Origin of the sequence: Stenotrophomonas sp. PS02301 (assembly GCF_029959485.1) — a bacterium.
GTDB lineage: Bacteria > Pseudomonadota > Gammaproteobacteria > Xanthomonadales > Xanthomonadaceae > Stenotrophomonas > Stenotrophomonas maltophilia_Z.
Genome location: NZ_JASCOO010000005.1, coordinates 65,140 through 83,628 on the forward strand (window position 1 = coordinate 65,140; position 18,489 = coordinate 83,628).

Below are 18,489 nucleotides of genomic sequence, written 5' to 3' on the forward strand. Positions count from 1 at the left end.
CTACACGCAGCCATGCGCTAGAATATTCACCTATTAAATGGACCCCACGCCGAACATGAGCCATTACGAAGGCGACCTCCGTACTCCGGAAAAGGCCCGTTTCGCCATCCTCGCCAGCCGCTGGAACGCCCGCATCACCGACGTGCTGGTGGCCGGTGCGCGGCAGAGCCTGGCCGGCAACGGGATCGACGAGTCCGCCATCGACGTGATCCGCGTGCCCGGCGCATGGGAACTGCCGCTGGTCGCCGCGCGTCTGGCGGCCGCCCATCAGCATGCCGCGATCATCACCCTGGGCTGCGTGATCCGGGGCGATACCCGCCATTACGAACACGTGGCCGACCGCTGCGCCGAAGGCCTGATGCGCGTGCAGCTGGATTTCGGCGTGCCGGTGCTCAATGGCGTACTGGCGGTGGAACGGGTCGAGGATGCCGACGCCCGCGCGGGTGGCAGCCACGGCAACAAGGGTGAGGAAGCCGCACTGACGGCGTTGGAAATGGTCAATCTTCTGGAGCAGCTGCCATGAACAAGTCAAACCAGGGCAAGCCCTCCGGTAAGCCCGTCCGCCGTGATGGCGTCGACCCCGTGCTGCGTTCGCGCGCGCGTCGTCGTGCCCTGCAGGCGATCTATGCGTGGCAGATCTCCGGTGGCAACGCGCAGAGCGTGATCGCCCAGTTTGCCCATGAACAGGCCCGCGAAATCGCGGATCTGGCCTACTTCGAAGCGCTGGTGCATGGCGTGCTCGACAACCGCAAGGATCTGGATGCGGCGCTGGACCCGTACCTGGATCGTGGGATCGAGGAAGTGGATGCGATCGAACGCGCCGCGCTGCGCGTGGCCGCCTATGAGATGCGCTTCCGCCTGGACGTGCCGTACCGCGTCGTGATCAACGAAGCGATCGAGTCGGCCAAGCGTTTCGGTTCCGAGCATGGCCACACCTACGTCAATGGCGTGCTCGACCGGGCCGCGGTGGAGTGGCGCAAGGTCGAATCGGGTCACTGATCCGCCCCGTGTCCCTTGCCGAATTTGCTCTGATCGACCGCATCCGTGCGCGCACCACCGCGCGCGCCGATGTCGTGCTCGGCATCGGCGATGACGCCGCGCTGCTGCAGCCGCGTGCGGGCGAACAGTTGGTGATCACCACCGATACGCTCAACAGCGGCGTGCATTTCCCGGTCGAAACCCCGGCCTACGAGATCGGCTGGAAAACCCTCGCGGTGAACCTCTCCGATCTCGCCGCCATGGGCGCCCGTCCGGCGTGGTGCACCTTGGCGCTGTCCTTGCCGGACGCCGACGCGGACTGGATCGAAGCCTTCGCCGATGGTTTCTTCGCATTGGCCGACGAGCACGACATCGTGCTGGTTGGCGGCGACACCACGCGCGGGCCGCTGTCGCTCTCGGTGACCGCGATCGGGCAGGTCGCGCCCGGCCAGGCGCTGCGTCGCGATCGTGCCCAGTTGGGGGATGACATCTGGGTCAGTGGCACGCTGGGCGATGCCGCCGGTGCCCTGCGCCTGTGGCAGCAGAACCGGTTGAAGGTGGCGGTCGCCACGCTGCTCAGCGATGACGAAACGCTGCGCGAGCGCCTGCTGCGTCCGATCCCGCGCGTAACGCTTGGCCTGCGCCTGCGTGCCTACGCACATGCGGCCGTGGATATCTCCGATGGTCTGCTCGCTGATCTGGGCCATATCGCGGCCTGCAGCGGCGTGCGCGCGGAAGTGGAGGCCGATGCATTGCCGATCTCGTCGGCCCTGCGCGAGCAGCTCGGGCGCGAGGGTGCCCGCGACTGCGCGCTGCGTGGCGGCGACGACTACGAGCTGTGCTTCACCGTCGCGCCGTCGCAGCGTGACGCGATCCATGCCTTGTCGGCGTCCCTGGGCTTGCCGCTGACCCGGATCGGCCGGATCGTGGAAGGACAGGGCGTGCACTGCGCTGATGCCGACGCCACCGACGGTGGCTACCAGCACTTCTCCGAACGTCGCTGACGCCCATCACACCGGCGGCAGCACCTTCCCCGGATTGAGAATCCCATCCGGATCCAGCGCACCCTTGATCGCGCGCATCGCCGCCAGCGTGGCCGGGGTGAACGCCTGTGCCATGAAATCGCGCTTGGCCAGGCCGATGCCGTGTTCGCCGGAGAGCGTGCCGCCCAGTGCCAGGGTCAGCGCGAACACGCGCGGCAGCGCCGCATGGGCGCGTGCGTTCTCGCCGGCATCGTCCGGGTGGTAGAGGATGTTGACGTGCAGGTTGCCGTTGCCGGCATGGCCGAAGGTGACGATCGGCAGAGCGAACTCCGCCGATAGTGCCTGCACCCCGGCGACCAGCGCGGGAATGCGCGAGACCGGTACCACCACGTCTTCGTTGATCTTGCCCGGTGCGATGCTGCGCAGCGCCGGTGACAGCGCCTTGCGCGCGGCCCACAGGGTTTCGCGCGCGCTGCCTTCCATCGCCACATCCAGCGCGATCAGACCGTCGCCTTCGGCGGCCGCCGCGAGGGCCTGCAGCAGGTAGGGCAGGGTGTCGTGGTCGCCGTCCGCCTCCACCAGCAGCATCGCGCCGGCCTCGGGCACGTCAGCCCCATTGCGACGCAGCAGCTCAAGGCTGCGCGCATCCATGAACTCCAGGCGCGTGGGCACCACCGGCTGCGCCATCAGGCGCGACACCGCCTGCGCGGCGGCGTCCGCATCGCGGTAGAGCACGCGCAGCCCGGCCTGCGTCACTGGCAGCGGGGTCAGCTTCAGGGTCGCTTCCACGATCAGGGCCAGCGTGCCTTCGCTGCCGACCAGCAGATGGGTCAAGTCGTAGCCGGTGGCGTCCTTCGTGTACGGCCCGCCGCAGGTGATCAGTTCACCGGCACCGGTGACGGCAACCAGACCGAGCACGTTGTCGCGGCTGGTGCCGTACTTCACCGCGCGCGGGCCACCGGCATTGCAGGCGAGGTTGCCGCCGATGCTGCAGATCTCCGCACTGGAAGGGTCCGGCGGCCAGAACAGGCCGTGCGGCATCAGCGCCTGCTGCAGGTCGCCGTTGAGCACGCCGGGTTCGACCACCGCGCAGCGGTCGCCGGGCTGGATGGCGAGGATACGGTTCATCCGCGCGAACGAGAGCACGATGCTGCCTTCCATCGGCACGGCAGCGCCGGTGGTGCCGGTGCCTGCGCCGCGCGCGACCAGGGCGATGCGATGTTCGCGGCAGGCGCGGACCAGGGCGACGACCTGCTCGCGATCGCGCGGGAAGGCGACACCGGCCGGCAGCGTGTGCCGCCACGAGTTGTCCTGGGCATGTGCGTTGCGTGCGCTGTCATCCGTTCGCCAGCCGTCGTCGCCGAGCAGCGCATGCAGGGTGGCAACGAACGCCGTGGGCAGGGCAGGGGTCATCATCAGGTCCGGGAATCAACAGGGGCACGTTGGATCGCGCGCCAGCCGATCACGGCCAGCGCCAGTGGCAGCCACACCCAACGCAGTTCGGAAAGGACGGTCGCCATCCCGCGCGCGCTGAAGAACTGCGGCGCGAAGGGCGAGACGCGGATCGGGCGCCAAGGGGCGAAGACGCGTTCGCCGCTCCATGGCCACCACAGCGCGACGCCAAGCCCGCCGGAGGTGAATGCATCCAGCAATGGATGCGACAGTGCGCACAGGCCGACGAACGCAGCCGCCTGCACCGCCGTGGCGCGCAGGCGCCGGTGCAGCAGCGCGGCGAGCACGGCCATCAGCGCGGCGAATAGGATCGAATGGCTGGCGCCCCGATGGCCGAAGCTGTCGGCGTAGGGAATGTGCAACGCGAAGGCGAGCACGTCCGCATCCGGCAGCATGGCCGCGACCACGCCGGCGGTGAGCAACGGCGTGGAGATGCGGCCGCGATCCGCGGCGCACCACAGCGCCAGCGGAATGGCGGCGTGGGTAAAGATCGAGGGCATCAGCAGTCTTCCAGCCGGAACGCGTCCCGCAGCCAGTTCAGCTGCGGGGGCTCGCCACTGGCTTCAACCACGTCGAAGCGGCAGGGCTGCTCGGCCAGCCAGGGATGGGATTGCAGGAACAGCTGCGCGGCGATCACCAGCTTGCGTCGCTTGCGCAGATCCACCGAAGCCGCGCCACCGCCGAAGCGGGCACTGGCGCGGTAGCGGACTTCCACGAACACGACGACCTCGCCGTCGCGCATGACCAGGTCGATCTCACCGCGGCGATACCGCGCGTTGGTGGTGACCGGGCGCAGCCCGGCCTCACGGAGATGGTGCTGCGCGGCAGCTTCCACCGCCGCACCGCGTACCGCGCGCCCGGTGGGCACGTGGCTCAGTTGCTGCTGGCGATCGGCATCGGCCGGCCACCGCTGAAGGTCGACCATGCCGGCACCCGCAGTACGTTGCCGTTGCTGTCCAGGAACAGGGTGCCGGTGGCGCCGGCCAGGCCGCCTTCGGTGGCGACCTTGTCCAGGTAGGCGCTGATCTTCCACGCATCGAAACCGAACGCGAACAGGCGACCGGACGCGCCACGCGCCGAGGGCAGGATCTGCCCGGCGGTGGAGGCGGCCGGCAGGCCGGGCACGCCGCGCACGTTCCAGGCTTCGTTGGGGTAGACGATGCCGTCCAGCGCCATGTCTTCTTCCGGCTTGCCGGCACCGACGGTCAGCTGCGAGGTGCCGACGCGGCTCGCGCCACCGGCACCGGCCAGCGCCAGCTGCGGGGTCAGTGCACGCGCCTGCGGCGCCTTCACCGCCAGCAGCACGCCGTCGATGGCGCCTGCCGCGCGCACCTGCGCACCGATGTCGCCGACGGTGTCGCTCACGCCGATGGTGGCCACCACCTGCCCGCCACGCTGCGCGAAGCGCTCGCGGAAGGCGGCCGCGGCACGGCGGCCGTTGTCGTCGTTGCTGTGGATCACCAGCACCTTGCTGCGCTCGCGGCCGCGCAGGTATTCGGCGGCGATGATGCCGTCGTCTTCCGGGGCCAGCGAGAAACCGGCGCTGCCGGCCGGCGGGGTGTCCTTGCCGCGGTTCAGGGCGAGCACCGGCACGGGCAGCTCGCGGCGGCCGAAGACGGCATCCACTTCGTCGCGCCCCAGCGGGCCGACGATGAAATCGGCACCGGCGGTCACGGCCTTGTCGTAGGCGGCCAAGGCACCGGCGGCGGTACCGGCGGTGTCGATGAACTGGATGTCCGGGCGACGGCGGGTTTCGCCGTAGTAGCCGCTGAGCAGGCCATCGCGGACCGGCTGCGCGGCGGTGGCCAGGCGGCCGCTGAGCGGCAACAGCACCGCCATCTTCACCGGCGGGCGGTAGCCATCGCTCATCGCCGGCGGGCGCTTGCTGGTATCGAACTGCGAGGCGCCTTCGCGATCGAACGGACGCGGCAGCGGCAGGCCACGGGCGATCAGCGCACGGCCGGCGAAGTTGTACAGCGGTTCATTGGCCGGCAGCGCCGCCGCGCGCGCGCGCAGGGTGGCATCGTCCAGCGTGCCGAGCAGGCCGGCGATGGCCTGCTGGTTGTCGCTGCGCGCTTTGCCGGTCAGTGCGGCGTGCGCACGGGCGCGCTCGAGCGCGGCACCGAGGTTGTCGCCGGTGGCCTGCAGTGCGTTGGCGCGGGCCAGGTGCCAGCGGGTTTGCAGCGAGGGGGTGACCGCGTCGGCCGGTTCTTTCAGCGCGGCCAGCGCCTGCGCCGGCTGCTTGTCGGCCAGCGCGAGTTCGGCGGTGGTCAGCTGGTAGCGCTGGAGGCTGGCGCCGCTGAGCTGGCGCGCGGTGAGCTGGGCCAGCAGGGTGCGGGCGCGGGTGGCATCGCCGGCTTCGTGCCAGGCAAAGGCGGCATCGGCCAGGGCGGCGCTGCGGGCACTGCCGCGCAGGGTGTTGGCCAGCGCTTCCAGCTGGACCGCCGCATCGCGCGGCTTGCCCTGCTCGATCAGCGCCAGGGCCTGGCTCTGGGCCGGCGAATCCGGCGCACTGGTGAAGCTGGTCGTGGCGCAGCCGGCAAGCAGCATCAGCGACAACGAAAGGGCGGAGATCCGTACGACGGGCTTGTTCATGATCAGGTCCATTCGATGGGGGCAGCGGCCGTGGCCGGGGAACGGTACGATTCTACCCTTGACCACGGAAGAGCCGCTGATGAGTGCTGTCCCCACGCTGTATGTCGTTGCCACCCCGATCGGCAACCTCGCCGATCTGACCCCGCGCGCGCAGGACGTGCTGCGTTCGGTGGCCGCGATCTGCGCCGAGGACACCCGCCGCAGCGGCCAGCTGTTGGCCCACTTCGGCATCCAGCAGCCGCTGGTGGCCCTGCATGACCACAATGAAGAGGTGTTGTCGCAGCGGATCGTGGCGCGCCTGCTGGCGGGCGAGTCGCTGGCGCTGGTCAGTGATGCCGGCACCCCGCTGGTCAGCGACCCGGGCTACCGCCTGGTCCGCGCCGCGCGCGAAGCCGGGATCAAGGTCAGCCCGATTCCCGGCGCCTGTGCGGCGATCGCCGCGCTCAGCGTGGCCGGCCTGCCGAGCGACCGCTTCACGTTCGAAGGCTTTCTGCCGGCCAAGGCGTCCGGCCGCCGCGAGCGGCTGCATGCGCTGGCCGGTGAAACCCGCACGCTGGTGTTCTACGAATCCTCGCACCGGATCACCGAATCGCTGGCGGACATGGTCGCCGCGTTCGGGCCCGAGCGGCCCGCGGTGCTGGCGCGTGAGCTGACCAAGCTGTTCGAGACCGTGCTGGATGGCGATCTGGCCTCGCTGCTGCAGCAGGTCGAGGCGGACGACAACCAGCGCAAGGGCGAGTTCGTGGTGATGGTGCAGGGCGCGGCCGACGATGAGGAGGCTCAGCTGGTTCAGGGCCGGCGCCTGTACGCCAGGCTGAGCGAGCACCTGCCGCCCTCGACCGCAGCCAAGCTGGCGGCGGAAATCACCGGTGCCCCGCGCAAGGCGTTGTACGGCGGGTAACCGCGATCGTCCTTGTTTTGTGGGACAATGCGCGCGGCGGAGTCGGCCAGACAGTCGCGTCATCCCTTGCGGATGCCGAGGAAAGTCCGGGCTCCACAGGGCAAGGTGCCAGGTAACGCCTGGGCGGCGCGAGCCGACGGAAAGTGCAACAGAAAGATACCGCCTACGTTCCCTTCGGGGAGCCGGTAAGGGTGAAATGGTGCGGTAAGAGCGCACCGCGAGTCTGGTAACAGACCGGCACGGCAAACCCCACCTGGAGCAAGACCAAATAGGGACCTAATGGCGTGGCCCGCGTCGGGTCCGGGTAGGTTGCTTGAGCGCTGCGGTGACGCAGCGCCTAGAAGAATGACTGTCCACGACAAAACCCGGCTTATCGGCCGGCTCCGCCGCTTTTTTCGCGGACTCGCGAAAAAAGCCCCAAGGTTTGCAGCGCAAACCTTGGGCCCCGGGCTACCAGCCTCCAATTCCCCGCGCCTGACGGCGCGCCCCCTTTGACTAAAGGGGGCTGTTACTCGGCTTGATTGTCCTGGGCGTTGAGTACCTGTTGATCACGGCGCTGTCCCTACCGGCTTAGCCGTGCGTTGCCAGCGTCGTTTCACCCACACAGACACCTTCCGCATCGAACCGCCGCTCGGTGATGAAGCCGTGGCCGTTGGCGTCCAGCACGATGATCGTGCTGGCGCGGGTGCCGTACTCGGGGCTGCGGATGAAGGGGGACGACAGCCAGCGCTCGCGCTCCAGGCCGATGCCGGTATCCGGCAGGGTGCTGTCCTCAGCGCGGGTTTCATCACGCAGGGCCTTCCACAGCGGGGCCAGATCATCGTCGCCGTGGTCCACCCATGCGCGCAGTGCTGCGTTCAATGTCACGGTTTTCGGCCACGGCGCATCCAGCGGCCCGTTGGACATGCCATGGATGCCCGGCGCCAGCGACTGGCGGTGCAGGGGGTGGTTGCCCAGGAACTGGCAGCTGTCGCGATCGGCCAGTAACAGATTGAAGGGGGCGAATTCGACTGCTCGCCGCGCGAGCTCGTCCGCGAACAGTGCGGCCGGCACGGCATCACGCAGATAGTCGGCCACCAGTGCGCCGCGGGAGGGGCCGGTCTGCCGGGCTTGCGGATCGCGGACGTTGGTCACCACCGCCATCCGCCCCGCCGGGCCGATCCCGGCCCAGGTCCCTCCCGAGCGCAGGTCGCGGCCCGCGGCCACTCCGTCATCCGGTGCGGGCCATCGGCGCAGGGCGGCGGTCGGCCGCGCGTGGAACTCATCGCGGTTACCGGCCATCACCAACGGCCAGCGGGGGTGGGTTTTCCAGGCAAGCGCGAGCAGACACATGCCTCACAGTGTGCCGGTTCTGCGCAGCGCCGGGGCGATGGCGACCCCGTCAGGGATGAATACGGGCGGATGTTTCACGCGGTCTCCACAGGCCTGAACTTCGGCGAAATCTCAAAAAATGAGACGAAACAGCAACTTGTGGATAAGCCTTGAACAAGTCTCTAAACATTGCTGCAAGCCCTTGATGTTCAAAGTGATTTCCCCTTCGCAAAGTTGTTGACAACCCAATCGGCACTGCTAAGGTGGGCATCAGAGGGGAAACCGGGTTTTTTGTGGTTTTTCGTGGTTCAATGTTTCACCGGGCGAAGGAAAGGTGAAAACGTCGTGTTTCAAGGCGAGACGGCCATCACTGTTGACGACAAAGGGCGCATGGCGGTTCCGACCGCGCATCGCGACCTTGTTGCGCGTGTGAGCAACAACCGTCTGGTCCTGACCTACAACCCGTTCGAGTCCGGCTGCCTCTGGTTGTACGCCGAACAGGAATGGGAACGCGTCCGTGATGACGTCATGTCCAAGCCCAACACACAGCGCGTCGTGCGCCTCCTGCAACAGAAGCTGGTCGGTTCGGCCGCGCATCTGGAGTTGGACGGCAACGGCCGCATCAGTATTCCCGCCAGCCACCGTGGTGCCGTTGGCATTGAAAAGAAGGCGGTGCTGCTCGGTATGGGCGACAAATTCGAATTGTGGAGCGAGCAGGCTCATCGCGCGTTGATCCAGCAGACGTTGTCTGACGAGGATCTCGGCGATGGGTTGCTCGACCTGAAGTTGTGAGCCGGGGTGCCCGGATGCGCGGAGCAGCGCAGACCGGTCACCTTCCGGTGTCGCAGCCGCCGGCAGGCCACCTGCCGGTCCTGTACACGCAGGTCCTGGATGGCCTGAAGGTGATCGAAAACGGAGTGTATCTCGATGGCACGTTTGGTCGTGGCGGTCACGCCCGCGGCGTGCTCGAGCAACTCGGTCCTGGAGGCCGGCTGCTGGTCATGGACAAGGATCCGGAGGCGATTGCGGTAGCCGAGCGTGATTTCGCGCCGGACCCGCGCGTCTCGATCTTCCGTGGCAGCTTTGCTGATCTGCTGCACTGGGAGGCCACCGCGCAGGGCCTGGATGGCGTGCTGTTCGACCTGGGCGTGTCCTCGCCCCAGCTGGATGTCGCCGAGCGCGGTTTCAGCTTCGGCAAGGACGGCCCGCTGGACATGCGCATGGATCCGGACAGCGGTGAAAGCGCGGCGCAGTGGCTCAACCGTGTTGAAGAGCGCGAGCTGATGGACGTGCTGTGGACCTACGGCGAAGAGCGCCAGGGTCGCCGCATCGCCAAGGCCATCGTCGCCCGCCGCGACAAGCAACCCTTCACCCGCACCGCCGAGCTGGCGGAGTTGATCGCCTCGGTGATGCCGCGTGGCAAGGACAAGATCCACCCGGCCACGCGCAGCTTCCAGGCGATCCGCATCCATATCAACCGCGAACTGGCCGACCTTGAGGCCGGCCTGGACGCGGCACTGGCACGCCTCAAGCCCGGTGGCCGGCTGGCGGTGATCAGCTTCCATTCGCTGGAAGACCGCATCGTCAAGCAGTTCATGAACCGCTACGCCAAGGCACCGCCGAGCAACCGCCGGTTGCCGGAGCTGGCTGCGTTCGTGCCGACGCTGGACCTGCACGGTGGCGCCATCAAGGCCGAAGACGACGAGCTGGCAGTCAATCCGCGCTCGCGCAGCGCCGTACTGCGTGTCGCCGAAAAGCGCGAGGTGGCTGGATGAGCCGCCTGCTGTTGATCGTGCTGCTGGCCTGCACCGTCGCCTCGGCGATCGGTGTGGTGTTCATGCGCCATCGCCACCGCCAGACCTTCGTGGAGCTGTCCCGGGTCGAGCGTGCGCGCGATGAGATCAACATCGAGTTCGGTCGCCTGCAGCTTGAGCAGGCCACCCTGGCCGAGGCCACCCGGGTCGACCGCGTCGCCCGCGAGCGCCTGGGCATGAAGTTTCCCGAAGCGGCCGATGTCGTGGTGATCCGGCCATGAACAAGTCCGGCCGCAACCGTGCGCGCAACAGCTTCAACCTCCGCCAGCGCCTGAAGTGGGTGGGGCTGGCGCTCGGCCTGTGCTCGGTCTCGCTGGTCGGCCGTGCCGCCTACGTGCAGATCATCAACAGCGAGTTCTACCAGCGCCAGGGCGAAGCCCGTTACCTGCGCGAACTGCCGATCAACACCTCGCGCGGCATGATCACCGACCGCAATGGCGAGCCGGTCGCGGTGTCCACCCCGGTCGCCTCGATCTGGGTCAACCCGCAGGAACTGCTACGTTCGCCGGACCGTATCCCCGAGCTGGCAACCGCGCTGGGCATGCCGCTGGATGAGCTGACCTCCAAGCTCTCGCAGAAGGCCGATAAAGAATTCATGTACCTGCGCCGCCGGATCAATCCGGACGACGCGGAAAAAGTGGTCGCGATGAAGATCCCGGGCGTGGCCTCGCAGCGCGAGTTCCGTCGTTTCTACCCGCAGGGTGAGGCGATGGCGCACGTGCTCGGCTTCACCAACATCGACGACCGCGGCCAGGAAGGGCTGGAGCTGGCCTTCGACGAATGGCTGCGCGGCAAGGCCGGCGCCAAGCGCGTGATCCGCAACCGCAAGGGCGATACGGTGGAGAGCGATCTGCTGCGCGCCGCCGAGCCGGGCAAGGACCTCACTCTCAGCATCGACCGCCGCATCCAGTTCCTGGCCTTCAAGGAGCTGCGCAACGCGCTGATCGAGAACAAGGCCGCGGGCGGCTCGATGGTGATCATGGATGTGGCCACCGGCGAGATCCTGGCCATGGTCAACCTGCCGACCTACAACCCCAATGCCGTCGGTGGCGCTGCGCCGGACACCCGCCGCAACCGCGCGGTGACCGATCTGGTCGAGCCGGGTTCGACCATGAAGCCGCTGACCATCGCCTCGGCGTTGCAGTCCGGCGTGGTCACCAAAGACACCACGGTGGACACCAACCCGGGCTACATGGCGCTGGGCCGCTACACGATCAAGGACGTGCCGCGGAACAATGGCGTGCTCAACGTCACCGGCGTGATCACCCGCAGCTCGAACATCGGGGCGGCCAAGATCGCCGCCAAGATGCCGGACCAGGTCTTCTACGACCACATTCACAGCTTCGGTTATGGCGTTGCCCCGCACAGCGGCTTCCCGGGCGAATCGGCCGGCGTGCTGCCGCGCCCGGCGCGCTGGAGTGGTCCCTCCAAGACCACCATGTCCTACGGCTACGGCCTGAATGTCAGCCCGCTGCAGATCGCGACCGCCTACTCGGCGCTGGGCAACGGCGGCAAGCTGATCGCGCCGACCTTCGTCAAGGGTCAGCGCAACGAAGGCAAGCAGATCATCGACGAGAAGATCGCCAAGGAAGTCGTGGCGATGATGGAAACCGTGGTCACCCAGGGCGGCGCCAAGCAGGCGGCGGTGCTGGGTTACCACGTGGCCGGCAAGACCGGCACCGCCCGCAAGGCCGGCCCCGGCGGTTACGAGCGTGGCCATTACAACGCGCTGTTCGCCGGCGTGGTGCCCGCCACCAACCCGCGCTTCGCCACGGTGATCGTCATCAACGACCCGCAGGGCGGCAAGTATTACGGCGGCCTGGTCTCCGCGCCGGTGTTCCACAACGTGATGGAGGGCGCGCTGCGCCTGATGGACGTGCCGCCGGACGACATCGAGTCGTGGCTGGCCGCCCAGCAGTCCGGAAAGATGGGCCACTCGGCCTCGGTGCTGCCGATGCCGCCGCCGGAAACGGTGATCGCGCCCGATGCCGCCGCAGAATTCGATGCCGCGCTGCCCAGCGCGCACGCCACAGTGCCGCCCGCGCAGGGAGGCACGCAATGAGCCAGATGATGTTGCTGTCGCAGTTGCTTCCCGATGTGGTGCTGAGCCACGACCCGACCATCACCGGCCTGGTGCTGGACAGCCGTGCGGTGCGCCCGGGCAATGCCTTCGTGGCGATCGCCGGCTTCGGCGCGCACGGCCTGGGCTTCGTCGATCAGGCCCGCGCCAACGGCGCCGGGGCGATCCTGTTCGAGCCGCCGGCCCCGGCCGAGCTGCCGGCCCCGGCCGATGCGATTGCCGTGCCGGGCCTGCGCCACCGCATGGGCGCGATGGCCGATCAGTTCCACGGCCACCCCTCGCGCGCGATGACGATGGTCGGGGTGACCGGCACCAACGGTAAAACCTCCACCGTGCAGTTGCTGGCCCAGGCCTGGCACCTGCTCGGCACCCGCAGCGGCAGCATCGGCACGTTGGGCGTCGGCCTTTATGGCGACGTGGTGCCGACCGGCTTCACCACGCCGCTGGTGCTGCAGATGCATGAGGTGCTGGCGCAGCTGCGCGACGGGGGGGGCCAGGCCGTGGCGATGGAAGTCAGCTCGCACGCGCTCGATCAGGGCCGCGTGGATGCCGTGCATTACGACGTTGCGGTGTTCACCAATCTCACCCGCGACCATCTCGACTATCACGGCGACATGGCGCAGTACGGTGCGGCCAAGGCCAAGCTGTTCCACCGCGACGGGCTCACGGCCGCCGTGGTCAACCTCGATGACAGCTTCGGCAGCGAACTGCTGCGCACCGTCGGGGAGACCGTGCGTCCGATCGGCGTGAGCTCGCGCGGTGCCGCACAGGCCACCGTACGCGCTGATTCACTCACCCTGGATGGCCGCGGCATCGCCTTCGATCTGGTCGTGGACGGTCAGCGCCACCCGGTGCAGTCGCCGCTGCTCGGCCGGTTCAATGTGGACAATCTGCTGGCCGTGGCCGGTGCGCTGTATGCGCTGGATCACGCCCCAGCCGCGATCGCCGCGCTGCTCTCGCAGCTGCAGCCGATCGCCGGGCGCATGAACCGCCTGGGCGGCGAGGGTGGCCTGCCCACCGTCGTGATCGATTACGCGCACACCCCGGATGCGCTGGAACAGGCGCTGACCAGCGTGCAGGGCCATCTGGCCGGGCGCCTGATCTGCGTGTTCGGCTGCGGCGGCGAGCGCGATACCGGCAAGCGCCCGCAGATGGCCGCCATCGCCGAGCAACACGCCGACGTGGTGATCGTCACCGACGACAATCCGCGCGGCGAAGACGGCGACGTGATCGTGGCCGACATCCTGAAGGGATTTGATGCACCCGCTGCCGTCACCGTGCAGCGCGACCGAGCCGTCGCGATCGCCACCGCGATCGGCCAGGCCGGTGCGGGCGATATCGTGCTGATCGCCGGCAAGGGTCACGAGCCCTATCAGGAGATCCACGGGGTCAAGCACACCTTCGATGACACCGAGGTGGCCGGCCGTGTGCTGGCCGCGCGCGTAGACAACGCGGGCACGCCGCGCATGGAGGCACCATGAAGCGCACCCCCCTGTCGCTGATCGCTCACTGGGCCGGTGGCGAGATCCATGGCGAGGATACCGCCATCGATGCCATCAGCAATGACACCCGTACGCTCGCGCCGGGCAGCCTGTATGTGGCGCTGCGTGGCGAGCGTTTCGATGGCCATGACTTCGCGGCCGACGCGCTCGCGCGCGGTGCCTCGGCGATGCTGGTCGAGCGCCTGCTCGATGTCGCCCTGCCGCAGATCGTGGTCGCCGACAGCGAACACGCCCTGGGCCGCATCGCCGCCGGCATGCAGCGTGACCGCGACACCGCGGTCTTCGCGATCACCGGCAGCAACGGCAAGACCAGCGTCAAGAGCCTGCTGCTGGCGATCCTGGAACAGGTGGCACGTGACGACCGCAAGGTGGTCTACGCCAACCCGGGCAACCGCAACAACGAGATCGGCCTGCCGCTGGCGGTGCTCGATGCGCCGGAAGATGCCGACTACGCCGTCTACGAGATGGGCGCCGGCAAGCCGGGCGACATCGCCTACCTCACCGAGATCGTGCGCCCGCACTACGCGCTGGTGAACAACATCGCCCCGGCGCATCTGGAACGCATGGGCAGCCTGCAGGGCGTGGCCACCACCAAGGGCGCGATCTACGCGGCGCTGCCTTCCGATGGCGTGGCCGTGATCAATGCCGATGACGCCTTCGGGATCTGGTTCGAACAGCACATTGTCGGCCAGCCGCCGCGCTGCCGCGTGCTGCGCTACGGCCTGGAGCACACCGCCGATGTCACCGCGCGTGCGATCCGCCCGGCCGCGCAGGGCAGCCAATTCGTCCTGTCCACGCCCGCGGGCGATGCCGAGATCACGCTGGGCCTGCCGGGCCGGCACAACATCAGCAACGCGCTGGCCGCTGCCTCGCTGGCGCTGGCCGCGGGCATTGCGGTGGCGCAGATCGCCGCCGGCCTGGCCCGCGCCGAGCCGGTGCCCGGCCGCCAGATCGCGCACCAGCTGCCCAGCGGCGCGGTGCTGATCGATGACAGCTACAACGCCAACCCCGGTTCGCTGGCCGCCGCCATCGATGCCCTGGCTGCCTCGAAGGACGAGGGCTGGCTGGTACTGGGCGACATGCGCGAACTCGGCCCGGACGGCGAGGCGCTGCATGCCCAGGCAGGTCGCCGCGCCCGCGATGCCGGCCTGAAGCGGCTGTACACGCTCGGCCCGCTGAGCGCCGCCGCCTCGACCGCCTTCGGTGAAGGCGGGCAGCAGTTCCAGAGCCATCAGGCCCTGGCCACCGCGCTCGCCGCCGAACTGCATGCGGGCGTGCGCTGCCTGGTCAAGGGCTCGCGTGGCAGCGCCATGGACACGATCGTCAAAGCGCTGCTCGCGCAAGGAGAGGAAACCCCCAATGTTGCTTGAACTGGCCCGATGGCTGCAGCAGTTGGAGAGCCTGTTCGGGCTGTTCGGCTACCTGACCCTGCGCGGCATCCTCGCGGCGCTGACCGCCCTGTTCCTGTCGCTGTGGCTCGGCCCGGCGATGATCCGCAAGCTGGCCCAGTTCAAGGGCGGCCAGCCGATCCGTACGGATGGTCCGCAGACCCATTTCGCCAAGGCCGGCACGCCGACCATGGGCGGCTCGCTGATCCTGCTGACGATCACGCTGTCGGTGCTGCTGTGGGCTGACCTGCGCAACCGTTACGTCTGGCTGGTGCTGGCCGTGATGCTGTGCTTCGGCGCGATCGGCTGGTACGACGACTGGATCAAGATCGTCCGCCGCGACCCGAACGGCCTGAAGTCGCGCTGGAAGTACCTGCTGCAGTCGATCTTCGGTCTGGCGGCCGGTCTGTTCCTGTTCTACACCGCCGATGTCCCGGCGGCGATGACGTTCTACATCCCGATGTTCAAATCGATCGCGCTGCCGCTGGCCGGCATCAGCTTCGTGGCCATCGCGTATTTCTGGATCGTCGGCTTCTCCAACGCGGTCAACCTGACCGACGGCCTGGACGGGCTGGCGATCATGCCGACCGTGCTGGTCGCCTGCGCGCTGGGCGTGTTCGCCTATGCCTCGGGCAACGTGGTGTTCTCCAGCTACCTGCAGATCCCGCAGATCCCGGGCGCCGGTGAGCTGGTCATCATCTGCGCGGCGATCGCCGGCGCAGGCCTGGGCTTCCTCTGGTTCAACACCTATCCGGCCATGGTCTTCATGGGCGATATCGGCGCGCTGGCGCTGGGTGCGGTGCTGGGCACGATCGCGGTGATCACCCGCCAGGAACTGGTGCTGGTGGTGATGGGCGGCGTGTTCGTGATCGAGACGCTGTCGGTGATGATCCAGGTCGCTTCGTTCAAGCTGACCGGCAAGCGCGTGTTCCGCATGGCGCCGATCCACCACCACTTCGAACTGAAGGGCTGGCCGGAGCCGCGCGTGATCGTGCGCTTCTGGATCATCTCCGTCGTGCTGGTCCTGATCGGCCTGGCCACGTTGAAGGTCCGCTGATGAACGACCTGTCGCGCCAAGCCACCCGCCTGGAAGCCATCGGAGGCCACTTCGACAAGTGGCTGCTGGGTGCGATCATCGCGCTCACCGGGCTGGGCGTGGTGATGGTCGCGTCGAGCTCGATCGCGTTGATGAGCAGCCCGTTCTATTACCTCAACCGCCACCTGATCTTCCTGGCGGTGGGTATCGGCCTGGCGATCATCGCCATGCGCACCGAGCTCAAGAGCATCGAGCAGTACAACCAGATCCTGCTGCTGGGCTGCTTCGCGCTGCTGGTGGTGGTGTTCATCCCAGGCCTGGGCAGCAGCGTCAACGGTGCCCGCCGCTGGATCAACCTGGGCATCTCCAAGTTCCAGACCGTCGAAGCGGTGAAGGTGCTCTACATCGTGTGGCTGTCCAGCTATCTGGTCCGCTTCCGCGATGAGGTCAACGCGACCTGGCCGGCAATGCTCAAGCCGCTCGGCGTGGCCGGCGCGCTGGTGGTGCTGCTGCTGCTGCAGCCGGACTTCGGCTCGTCCACGCTGCTGCTGGCGATCACCGCCGGCATGCTGGTGCTGGGCGGGGTCAACATGCCGCGCATGTCCATGCCGGTGATCATCGGCATGGTCGGCATGAGCGCGCTGGCGATCATCGAGCCGTACCGCATGCGCCGCATCACCTCCTTCCTGGATCCGTGGGCCGATCAGCAGGGCGACGGCTACCAGCTCTCCAATGCGCTGATGGCCGTGGGCCGTGGCGAGTGGACCGGCGTGGGCCTGGGCAACTCGGTGCAGAAGCTCTATTACCTGCCCGAAGCGCATACCGACTTCATCTTTTCGGTCACCGCCGAGGAGCTGGGCTTCCTCGGCACCTGCCTGATCATCTCGCTGTATGCGCTGCTGGTCGGCCGCACCTTCTGGCTGGGCATGCGCTGCGTGGAAATGAAGCGCCACTTCTCCGGCTACATCGCTTTTGGCATCGGCCTGTGGATCAGCATGCAGAGCTTCGTTTCGATCGGGGTCAACCTCGGCATCCTGCCGACCAAGGGCCTGACCCTGCCGCTGATCTCCTCCGGCGGCTCCAGCGTGCTGATGACCTGCGTGGCGATGGGCCTGCTGCTGCGCGTTTCCTATGAACTGGACCGCGCCGAGCGCCGCCAGGCCGTGCGCATGGGCGCCGACCAGGATGGCCCGTTGCCCGGCGATGTTCCCAAGGCCGACAGCGCCAGCGCGGTCGCCGCGGCGATGCAGGACAGCGGCAACCGCGACACCGCACCGCGTGACAGCGCCACCCGTGGCACCAGCCGCATGCAGCAGCGCATCGAACCGACGCTGGGGAGAATGGGATGAGCACGCCTCGCCTCGATCCGTCCCAGCGCCCGGTCATGATCATGGCCGGCGGTACCGGTGGGCACATCTTCCCCGGCCTGGCCGTGGCCAAGGTGCTGCGCGAACGTGGCGTGCCGGTCACCTGGCTCGGTGCCGATGGCGCGATGGAAACGCGCCTGGTGCCGCAGCACGATATCCACATTGATACGCTGGCCATCGCCGGCCTGCGTGGCAAGGGCAAGCTGGCCCTGATCGGCGCACCGCTGCGGCTGCTGCGTGCGATCCGTGCGGCCGGCTTCCTGATCCGCGATCGCCAGCCGCGGGCGGTGATCGCCTTCGGCGGCTTCGCCTCCGGCCCCGGCGGTATCGCCGCGCGCCTGCATGGCCTGCCGCTGCTGGTGCACGAACAGAACCGCGCACCGGGCCTCACCAACCGCGTGCTGTCGCGCTTCGCCCGTCGCGTGCTGGCCGGTTTTCCGGGCAGCTTCGCCAAACGCGAGGAAGCGGTCGGTAACCCGGTGCGTGCCGAGATCGCTGCGATCACGCCGCCGGAGCTGCGCCTGGCCAACCGTCAGGGGCCGCTGCGTCTGCTGGTGCTCGGCGGCAGCCAGGGCGCACGCGCGCTCAACAACGCAGTGCCCAAGGCACTGGCCGCACTGGGCGCTGGCATGCCGGTGCAGGTGCGCCACCAGAGCGGTGAGAAGCTGCATGCCGAAGCGCTGCAGGCGTATGCCGATGCCGCTGTGCAGGCCAGCGTGGAACCGTTCATTGCCGATATGGCCGAGGCGTTCGCCTGGGCCGATCTGGTGGTGTGCCGCTCCGGCGCCTCCACCCTGGCCGAGCTGTGCGCCGTCGGTGTGGGCAGCGTGCTGGTGCCGTTCGCTGCGGCCGTCGACGATCACCAGACCCGCAACGCGGAGTATCTGGTCGAGCGCGGCGCCGCGGTGTTGCTGAAGCAGGATGAAACGCTGGCGACGCAGCTGGAAGGCGTGTTGCGCGATTTGTCCGAACATTCCGCCCGACGCATGCAGATGGCCAACGCCGCGCGTGCCCTGGCCAAAGTCGATGCCGCTGAGCGCATCGCCGACATCATTCTCGAGGAATCCAAATGAACACCGCTA

18 protein-coding genes and 1 other RNA gene are annotated in these 18,489 nt (G+C 68.2%); 14 read left to right on the plus strand and 5 right to left on the minus strand.

Going from position 1 to position 18,489, the window contains the following annotated elements; all coding sequences use genetic code 11:
• The first annotated feature begins 55 nt into the window (after positions 1-55).
• The 3 genes from ribH to thiL are packed head-to-tail and all read left to right on the plus strand — an operon-like array spanning position 56 to position 1,982.
• The gene (ribH, locus tag QMX81_RS02485; protein WP_121042680.1) at positions 56-523 is read left to right on the plus strand and encodes a 6,7-dimethyl-8-ribityllumazine synthase; all 468 of its coding nucleotides are present in this window, start codon (positions 56-58) and stop codon (positions 521-523) included.
• A complete protein-coding gene (gene nusB / locus QMX81_RS02490) occupies positions 520-999 on the plus strand; it encodes a transcription antitermination factor NusB (RefSeq protein ID WP_123728334.1) in 480 nt (159 codons plus the stop codon). The genes ribH and nusB overlap by 4 nt, the downstream gene beginning before the upstream one ends.
• 8 nt (positions 1,000-1,007) lie before the next feature.
• On the plus strand, positions 1,008-1,982 hold the full coding sequence (gene thiL / locus QMX81_RS02495) for a thiamine-phosphate kinase (protein ID WP_282258158.1): 975 nt from the start codon (positions 1,008-1,010) through the stop codon (positions 1,980-1,982).
• A gap of 6 nt (positions 1,983-1,988) precedes the next feature.
• On the opposite strand, the gene QMX81_RS02500 is transcribed toward thiL, so the two are convergent.
• The 4 genes from QMX81_RS02500 to QMX81_RS02515 are packed head-to-tail and all read right to left on the minus strand — an operon-like array spanning position 1,989 to position 6,008.
• Positions 1,989-3,374, minus strand: a complete 1,386-nt coding sequence (locus QMX81_RS02500; RefSeq protein ID WP_282258160.1) for an FAD-linked oxidase C-terminal domain-containing protein — start codon at positions 3,372-3,374, stop codon at positions 1,989-1,991.
• A gap of 2 nt (positions 3,375-3,376) precedes the next feature.
• Positions 3,377-3,913 (minus strand): metal-dependent hydrolase, encoded by a 537-nt coding sequence (locus QMX81_RS02505; RefSeq protein WP_282258162.1) that lies wholly within the window; start codon positions 3,911-3,913, stop codon positions 3,377-3,379.
• Positions 3,913-4,338: a YraN family protein gene (locus QMX81_RS02510; protein WP_282258164.1), complete on the minus strand. Its 426-nt coding sequence runs from the start codon at positions 4,336-4,338 to the stop codon at positions 3,913-3,915. Before QMX81_RS02510 ends, QMX81_RS02505 begins: the two co-directional genes overlap by 1 nt.
• Complete coding sequence (locus QMX81_RS02515) at positions 4,287-6,008, minus strand: penicillin-binding protein activator (protein WP_282258166.1); 1,722 nt, start codon at positions 6,006-6,008, stop codon at positions 4,287-4,289. Before QMX81_RS02515 ends, QMX81_RS02510 begins: the two co-directional genes overlap by 52 nt.
• Positions 6,009-6,087: 79 nt before the next feature.
• On the opposite strand from QMX81_RS02515, the gene rsmI reads away from it, so the two are divergent.
• Positions 6,088-6,909, plus strand: coding sequence for a 16S rRNA (cytidine(1402)-2'-O)-methyltransferase (gene rsmI, locus QMX81_RS02520; RefSeq protein WP_282258168.1), 822 nt, complete (start codon positions 6,088-6,090; stop codon positions 6,907-6,909).
• A 38-nt stretch (positions 6,910-6,947) separates the two neighbouring features.
• Positions 6,948-7,298, plus strand: an RNA gene (gene rnpB, locus QMX81_RS02525) — RNase P RNA component class A.
• A 181-nt stretch (positions 7,299-7,479) separates the two neighbouring features.
• Here rnpB and QMX81_RS02530 read toward each other — a convergent pair.
• A complete protein-coding gene (locus QMX81_RS02530) occupies positions 7,480-8,241 on the minus strand; it encodes an NRDE family protein (RefSeq protein ID WP_282258170.1) in 762 nt (253 codons plus the stop codon).
• Positions 8,242-8,565: 324 nt separating this feature from the next.
• Between QMX81_RS02530 and mraZ the strand changes: the two genes are divergently transcribed.
• From mraZ to murG, 9 genes are read left to right on the plus strand one after another with little or no spacing between them, the layout of a single operon-like run.
• Positions 8,566-9,012 (plus strand): division/cell wall cluster transcriptional repressor MraZ, encoded by a 447-nt coding sequence (mraZ, locus tag QMX81_RS02535; RefSeq protein ID WP_019182494.1) that lies wholly within the window; start codon positions 8,566-8,568, stop codon positions 9,010-9,012.
• 14 nt (positions 9,013-9,026) lie between these two features.
• A complete protein-coding gene (rsmH, locus tag QMX81_RS02540; protein ID WP_121042694.1) occupies positions 9,027-9,995 on the plus strand; it encodes a 16S rRNA (cytosine(1402)-N(4))-methyltransferase RsmH in 969 nt (322 codons plus the stop codon).
• The gene (gene ftsL / locus QMX81_RS02545; protein ID WP_019182492.1) at positions 9,992-10,255 is read left to right on the plus strand and encodes a cell division protein FtsL; all 264 of its coding nucleotides are present in this window, start codon (positions 9,992-9,994) and stop codon (positions 10,253-10,255) included. The genes rsmH and ftsL overlap by 4 nt, the downstream gene beginning before the upstream one ends.
• Entirely contained in the window at positions 10,252-12,096 is a 1,845-nt protein-coding gene (locus QMX81_RS02550) for a penicillin-binding transpeptidase domain-containing protein (protein ID WP_121042695.1), read from the plus strand. The genes ftsL and QMX81_RS02550 overlap by 4 nt, the downstream gene beginning before the upstream one ends.
• Entirely contained in the window at positions 12,093-13,595 is a 1,503-nt protein-coding gene (locus QMX81_RS02555; RefSeq protein ID WP_282258180.1) for a UDP-N-acetylmuramoyl-L-alanyl-D-glutamate--2,6-diaminopimelate ligase, read from the plus strand. The genes QMX81_RS02550 and QMX81_RS02555 overlap by 4 nt, the downstream gene beginning before the upstream one ends.
• Positions 13,592-14,986 (plus strand): UDP-N-acetylmuramoyl-tripeptide--D-alanyl-D-alanine ligase, encoded by a 1,395-nt coding sequence (gene murF, locus QMX81_RS02560; RefSeq protein ID WP_282258183.1) that lies wholly within the window; start codon positions 13,592-13,594, stop codon positions 14,984-14,986. Before QMX81_RS02555 ends, murF begins: the two co-directional genes overlap by 4 nt.
• Positions 14,976-16,061 carry a phospho-N-acetylmuramoyl-pentapeptide-transferase gene (mraY, locus tag QMX81_RS02565; RefSeq protein WP_088433957.1) on the plus strand — a complete coding sequence of 362 codons (1,086 nt, stop codon included), beginning with the start codon at positions 14,976-14,978 and terminating at the stop codon, positions 16,059-16,061. The genes murF and mraY overlap by 11 nt, the downstream gene beginning before the upstream one ends.
• Positions 16,061-17,389 (plus strand): putative lipid II flippase FtsW, encoded by a 1,329-nt coding sequence (gene ftsW / locus QMX81_RS02570; RefSeq protein ID WP_121042702.1) that lies wholly within the window; start codon positions 16,061-16,063, stop codon positions 17,387-17,389. The genes mraY and ftsW overlap by 1 nt, the downstream gene beginning before the upstream one ends.
• Positions 17,386-18,480 carry an undecaprenyldiphospho-muramoylpentapeptide beta-N-acetylglucosaminyltransferase gene (gene murG, locus QMX81_RS02575; protein ID WP_282258188.1) on the plus strand — a complete coding sequence of 365 codons (1,095 nt, stop codon included), beginning with the start codon at positions 17,386-17,388 and terminating at the stop codon, positions 18,478-18,480. The genes ftsW and murG overlap by 4 nt, the downstream gene beginning before the upstream one ends.
• Positions 18,481-18,489: the final 9 nt, after the last annotated feature.

Bases quoted from the DNA above. Each gene is read 5' to 3' on its own strand.
- ribH (WP_121042680.1), top strand. From the start codon at position 56: ATGAGCCATTACGAAGGCGACCTCCGTACTCCGGAAAAGGCCCGTTTC.
- nusB (WP_123728334.1), top strand. From the start codon at position 520: ATGAACAAGTCAAACCAGGGCAAGCCCTCCGGTAAGCCCGTCCGCCGT.
- QMX81_RS02500 (WP_282258160.1), bottom strand. From the start codon at position 3,374: ATGACCCCTGCCCTGCCCACGGCGTTCGTTGCCACCCTGCATGCGCTG.
- QMX81_RS02505 (WP_282258162.1), bottom strand. From the start codon at position 3,913: ATGCCCTCGATCTTTACCCACGCCGCCATTCCGCTGGCGCTGTGGTGC.
- QMX81_RS02510 (WP_282258164.1), bottom strand. From the start codon at position 4,338: ATGGTCGACCTTCAGCGGTGGCCGGCCGATGCCGATCGCCAGCAGCAA.
- QMX81_RS02515 (WP_282258166.1), bottom strand. From the start codon at position 6,008: ATGAACAAGCCCGTCGTACGGATCTCCGCCCTTTCGTTGTCGCTGATG.
- rsmI (WP_282258168.1), top strand. From the start codon at position 6,088: ATGAGTGCTGTCCCCACGCTGTATGTCGTTGCCACCCCGATCGGCAAC.
- QMX81_RS02530 (WP_282258170.1), bottom strand. From the start codon at position 8,241: ATGTGTCTGCTCGCGCTTGCCTGGAAAACCCACCCCCGCTGGCCGTTG.
- rsmH (WP_121042694.1), top strand. From the start codon at position 9,027: ATGCGCGGAGCAGCGCAGACCGGTCACCTTCCGGTGTCGCAGCCGCCG.
- ftsL (WP_019182492.1), top strand. From the start codon at position 9,992: ATGAGCCGCCTGCTGTTGATCGTGCTGCTGGCCTGCACCGTCGCCTCG.
- QMX81_RS02550 (WP_121042695.1), top strand. From the start codon at position 10,252: ATGAACAAGTCCGGCCGCAACCGTGCGCGCAACAGCTTCAACCTCCGC.
- QMX81_RS02555 (WP_282258180.1), top strand. From the start codon at position 12,093: ATGAGCCAGATGATGTTGCTGTCGCAGTTGCTTCCCGATGTGGTGCTG.
- murF (WP_282258183.1), top strand. From the start codon at position 13,592: ATGAAGCGCACCCCCCTGTCGCTGATCGCTCACTGGGCCGGTGGCGAG.
- mraY (WP_088433957.1), top strand. From the start codon at position 14,976: ATGTTGCTTGAACTGGCCCGATGGCTGCAGCAGTTGGAGAGCCTGTTC.
- ftsW (WP_121042702.1), top strand. From the start codon at position 16,061: ATGAACGACCTGTCGCGCCAAGCCACCCGCCTGGAAGCCATCGGAGGC.
- murG (WP_282258188.1), top strand. From the start codon at position 17,386: ATGAGCACGCCTCGCCTCGATCCGTCCCAGCGCCCGGTCATGATCATG.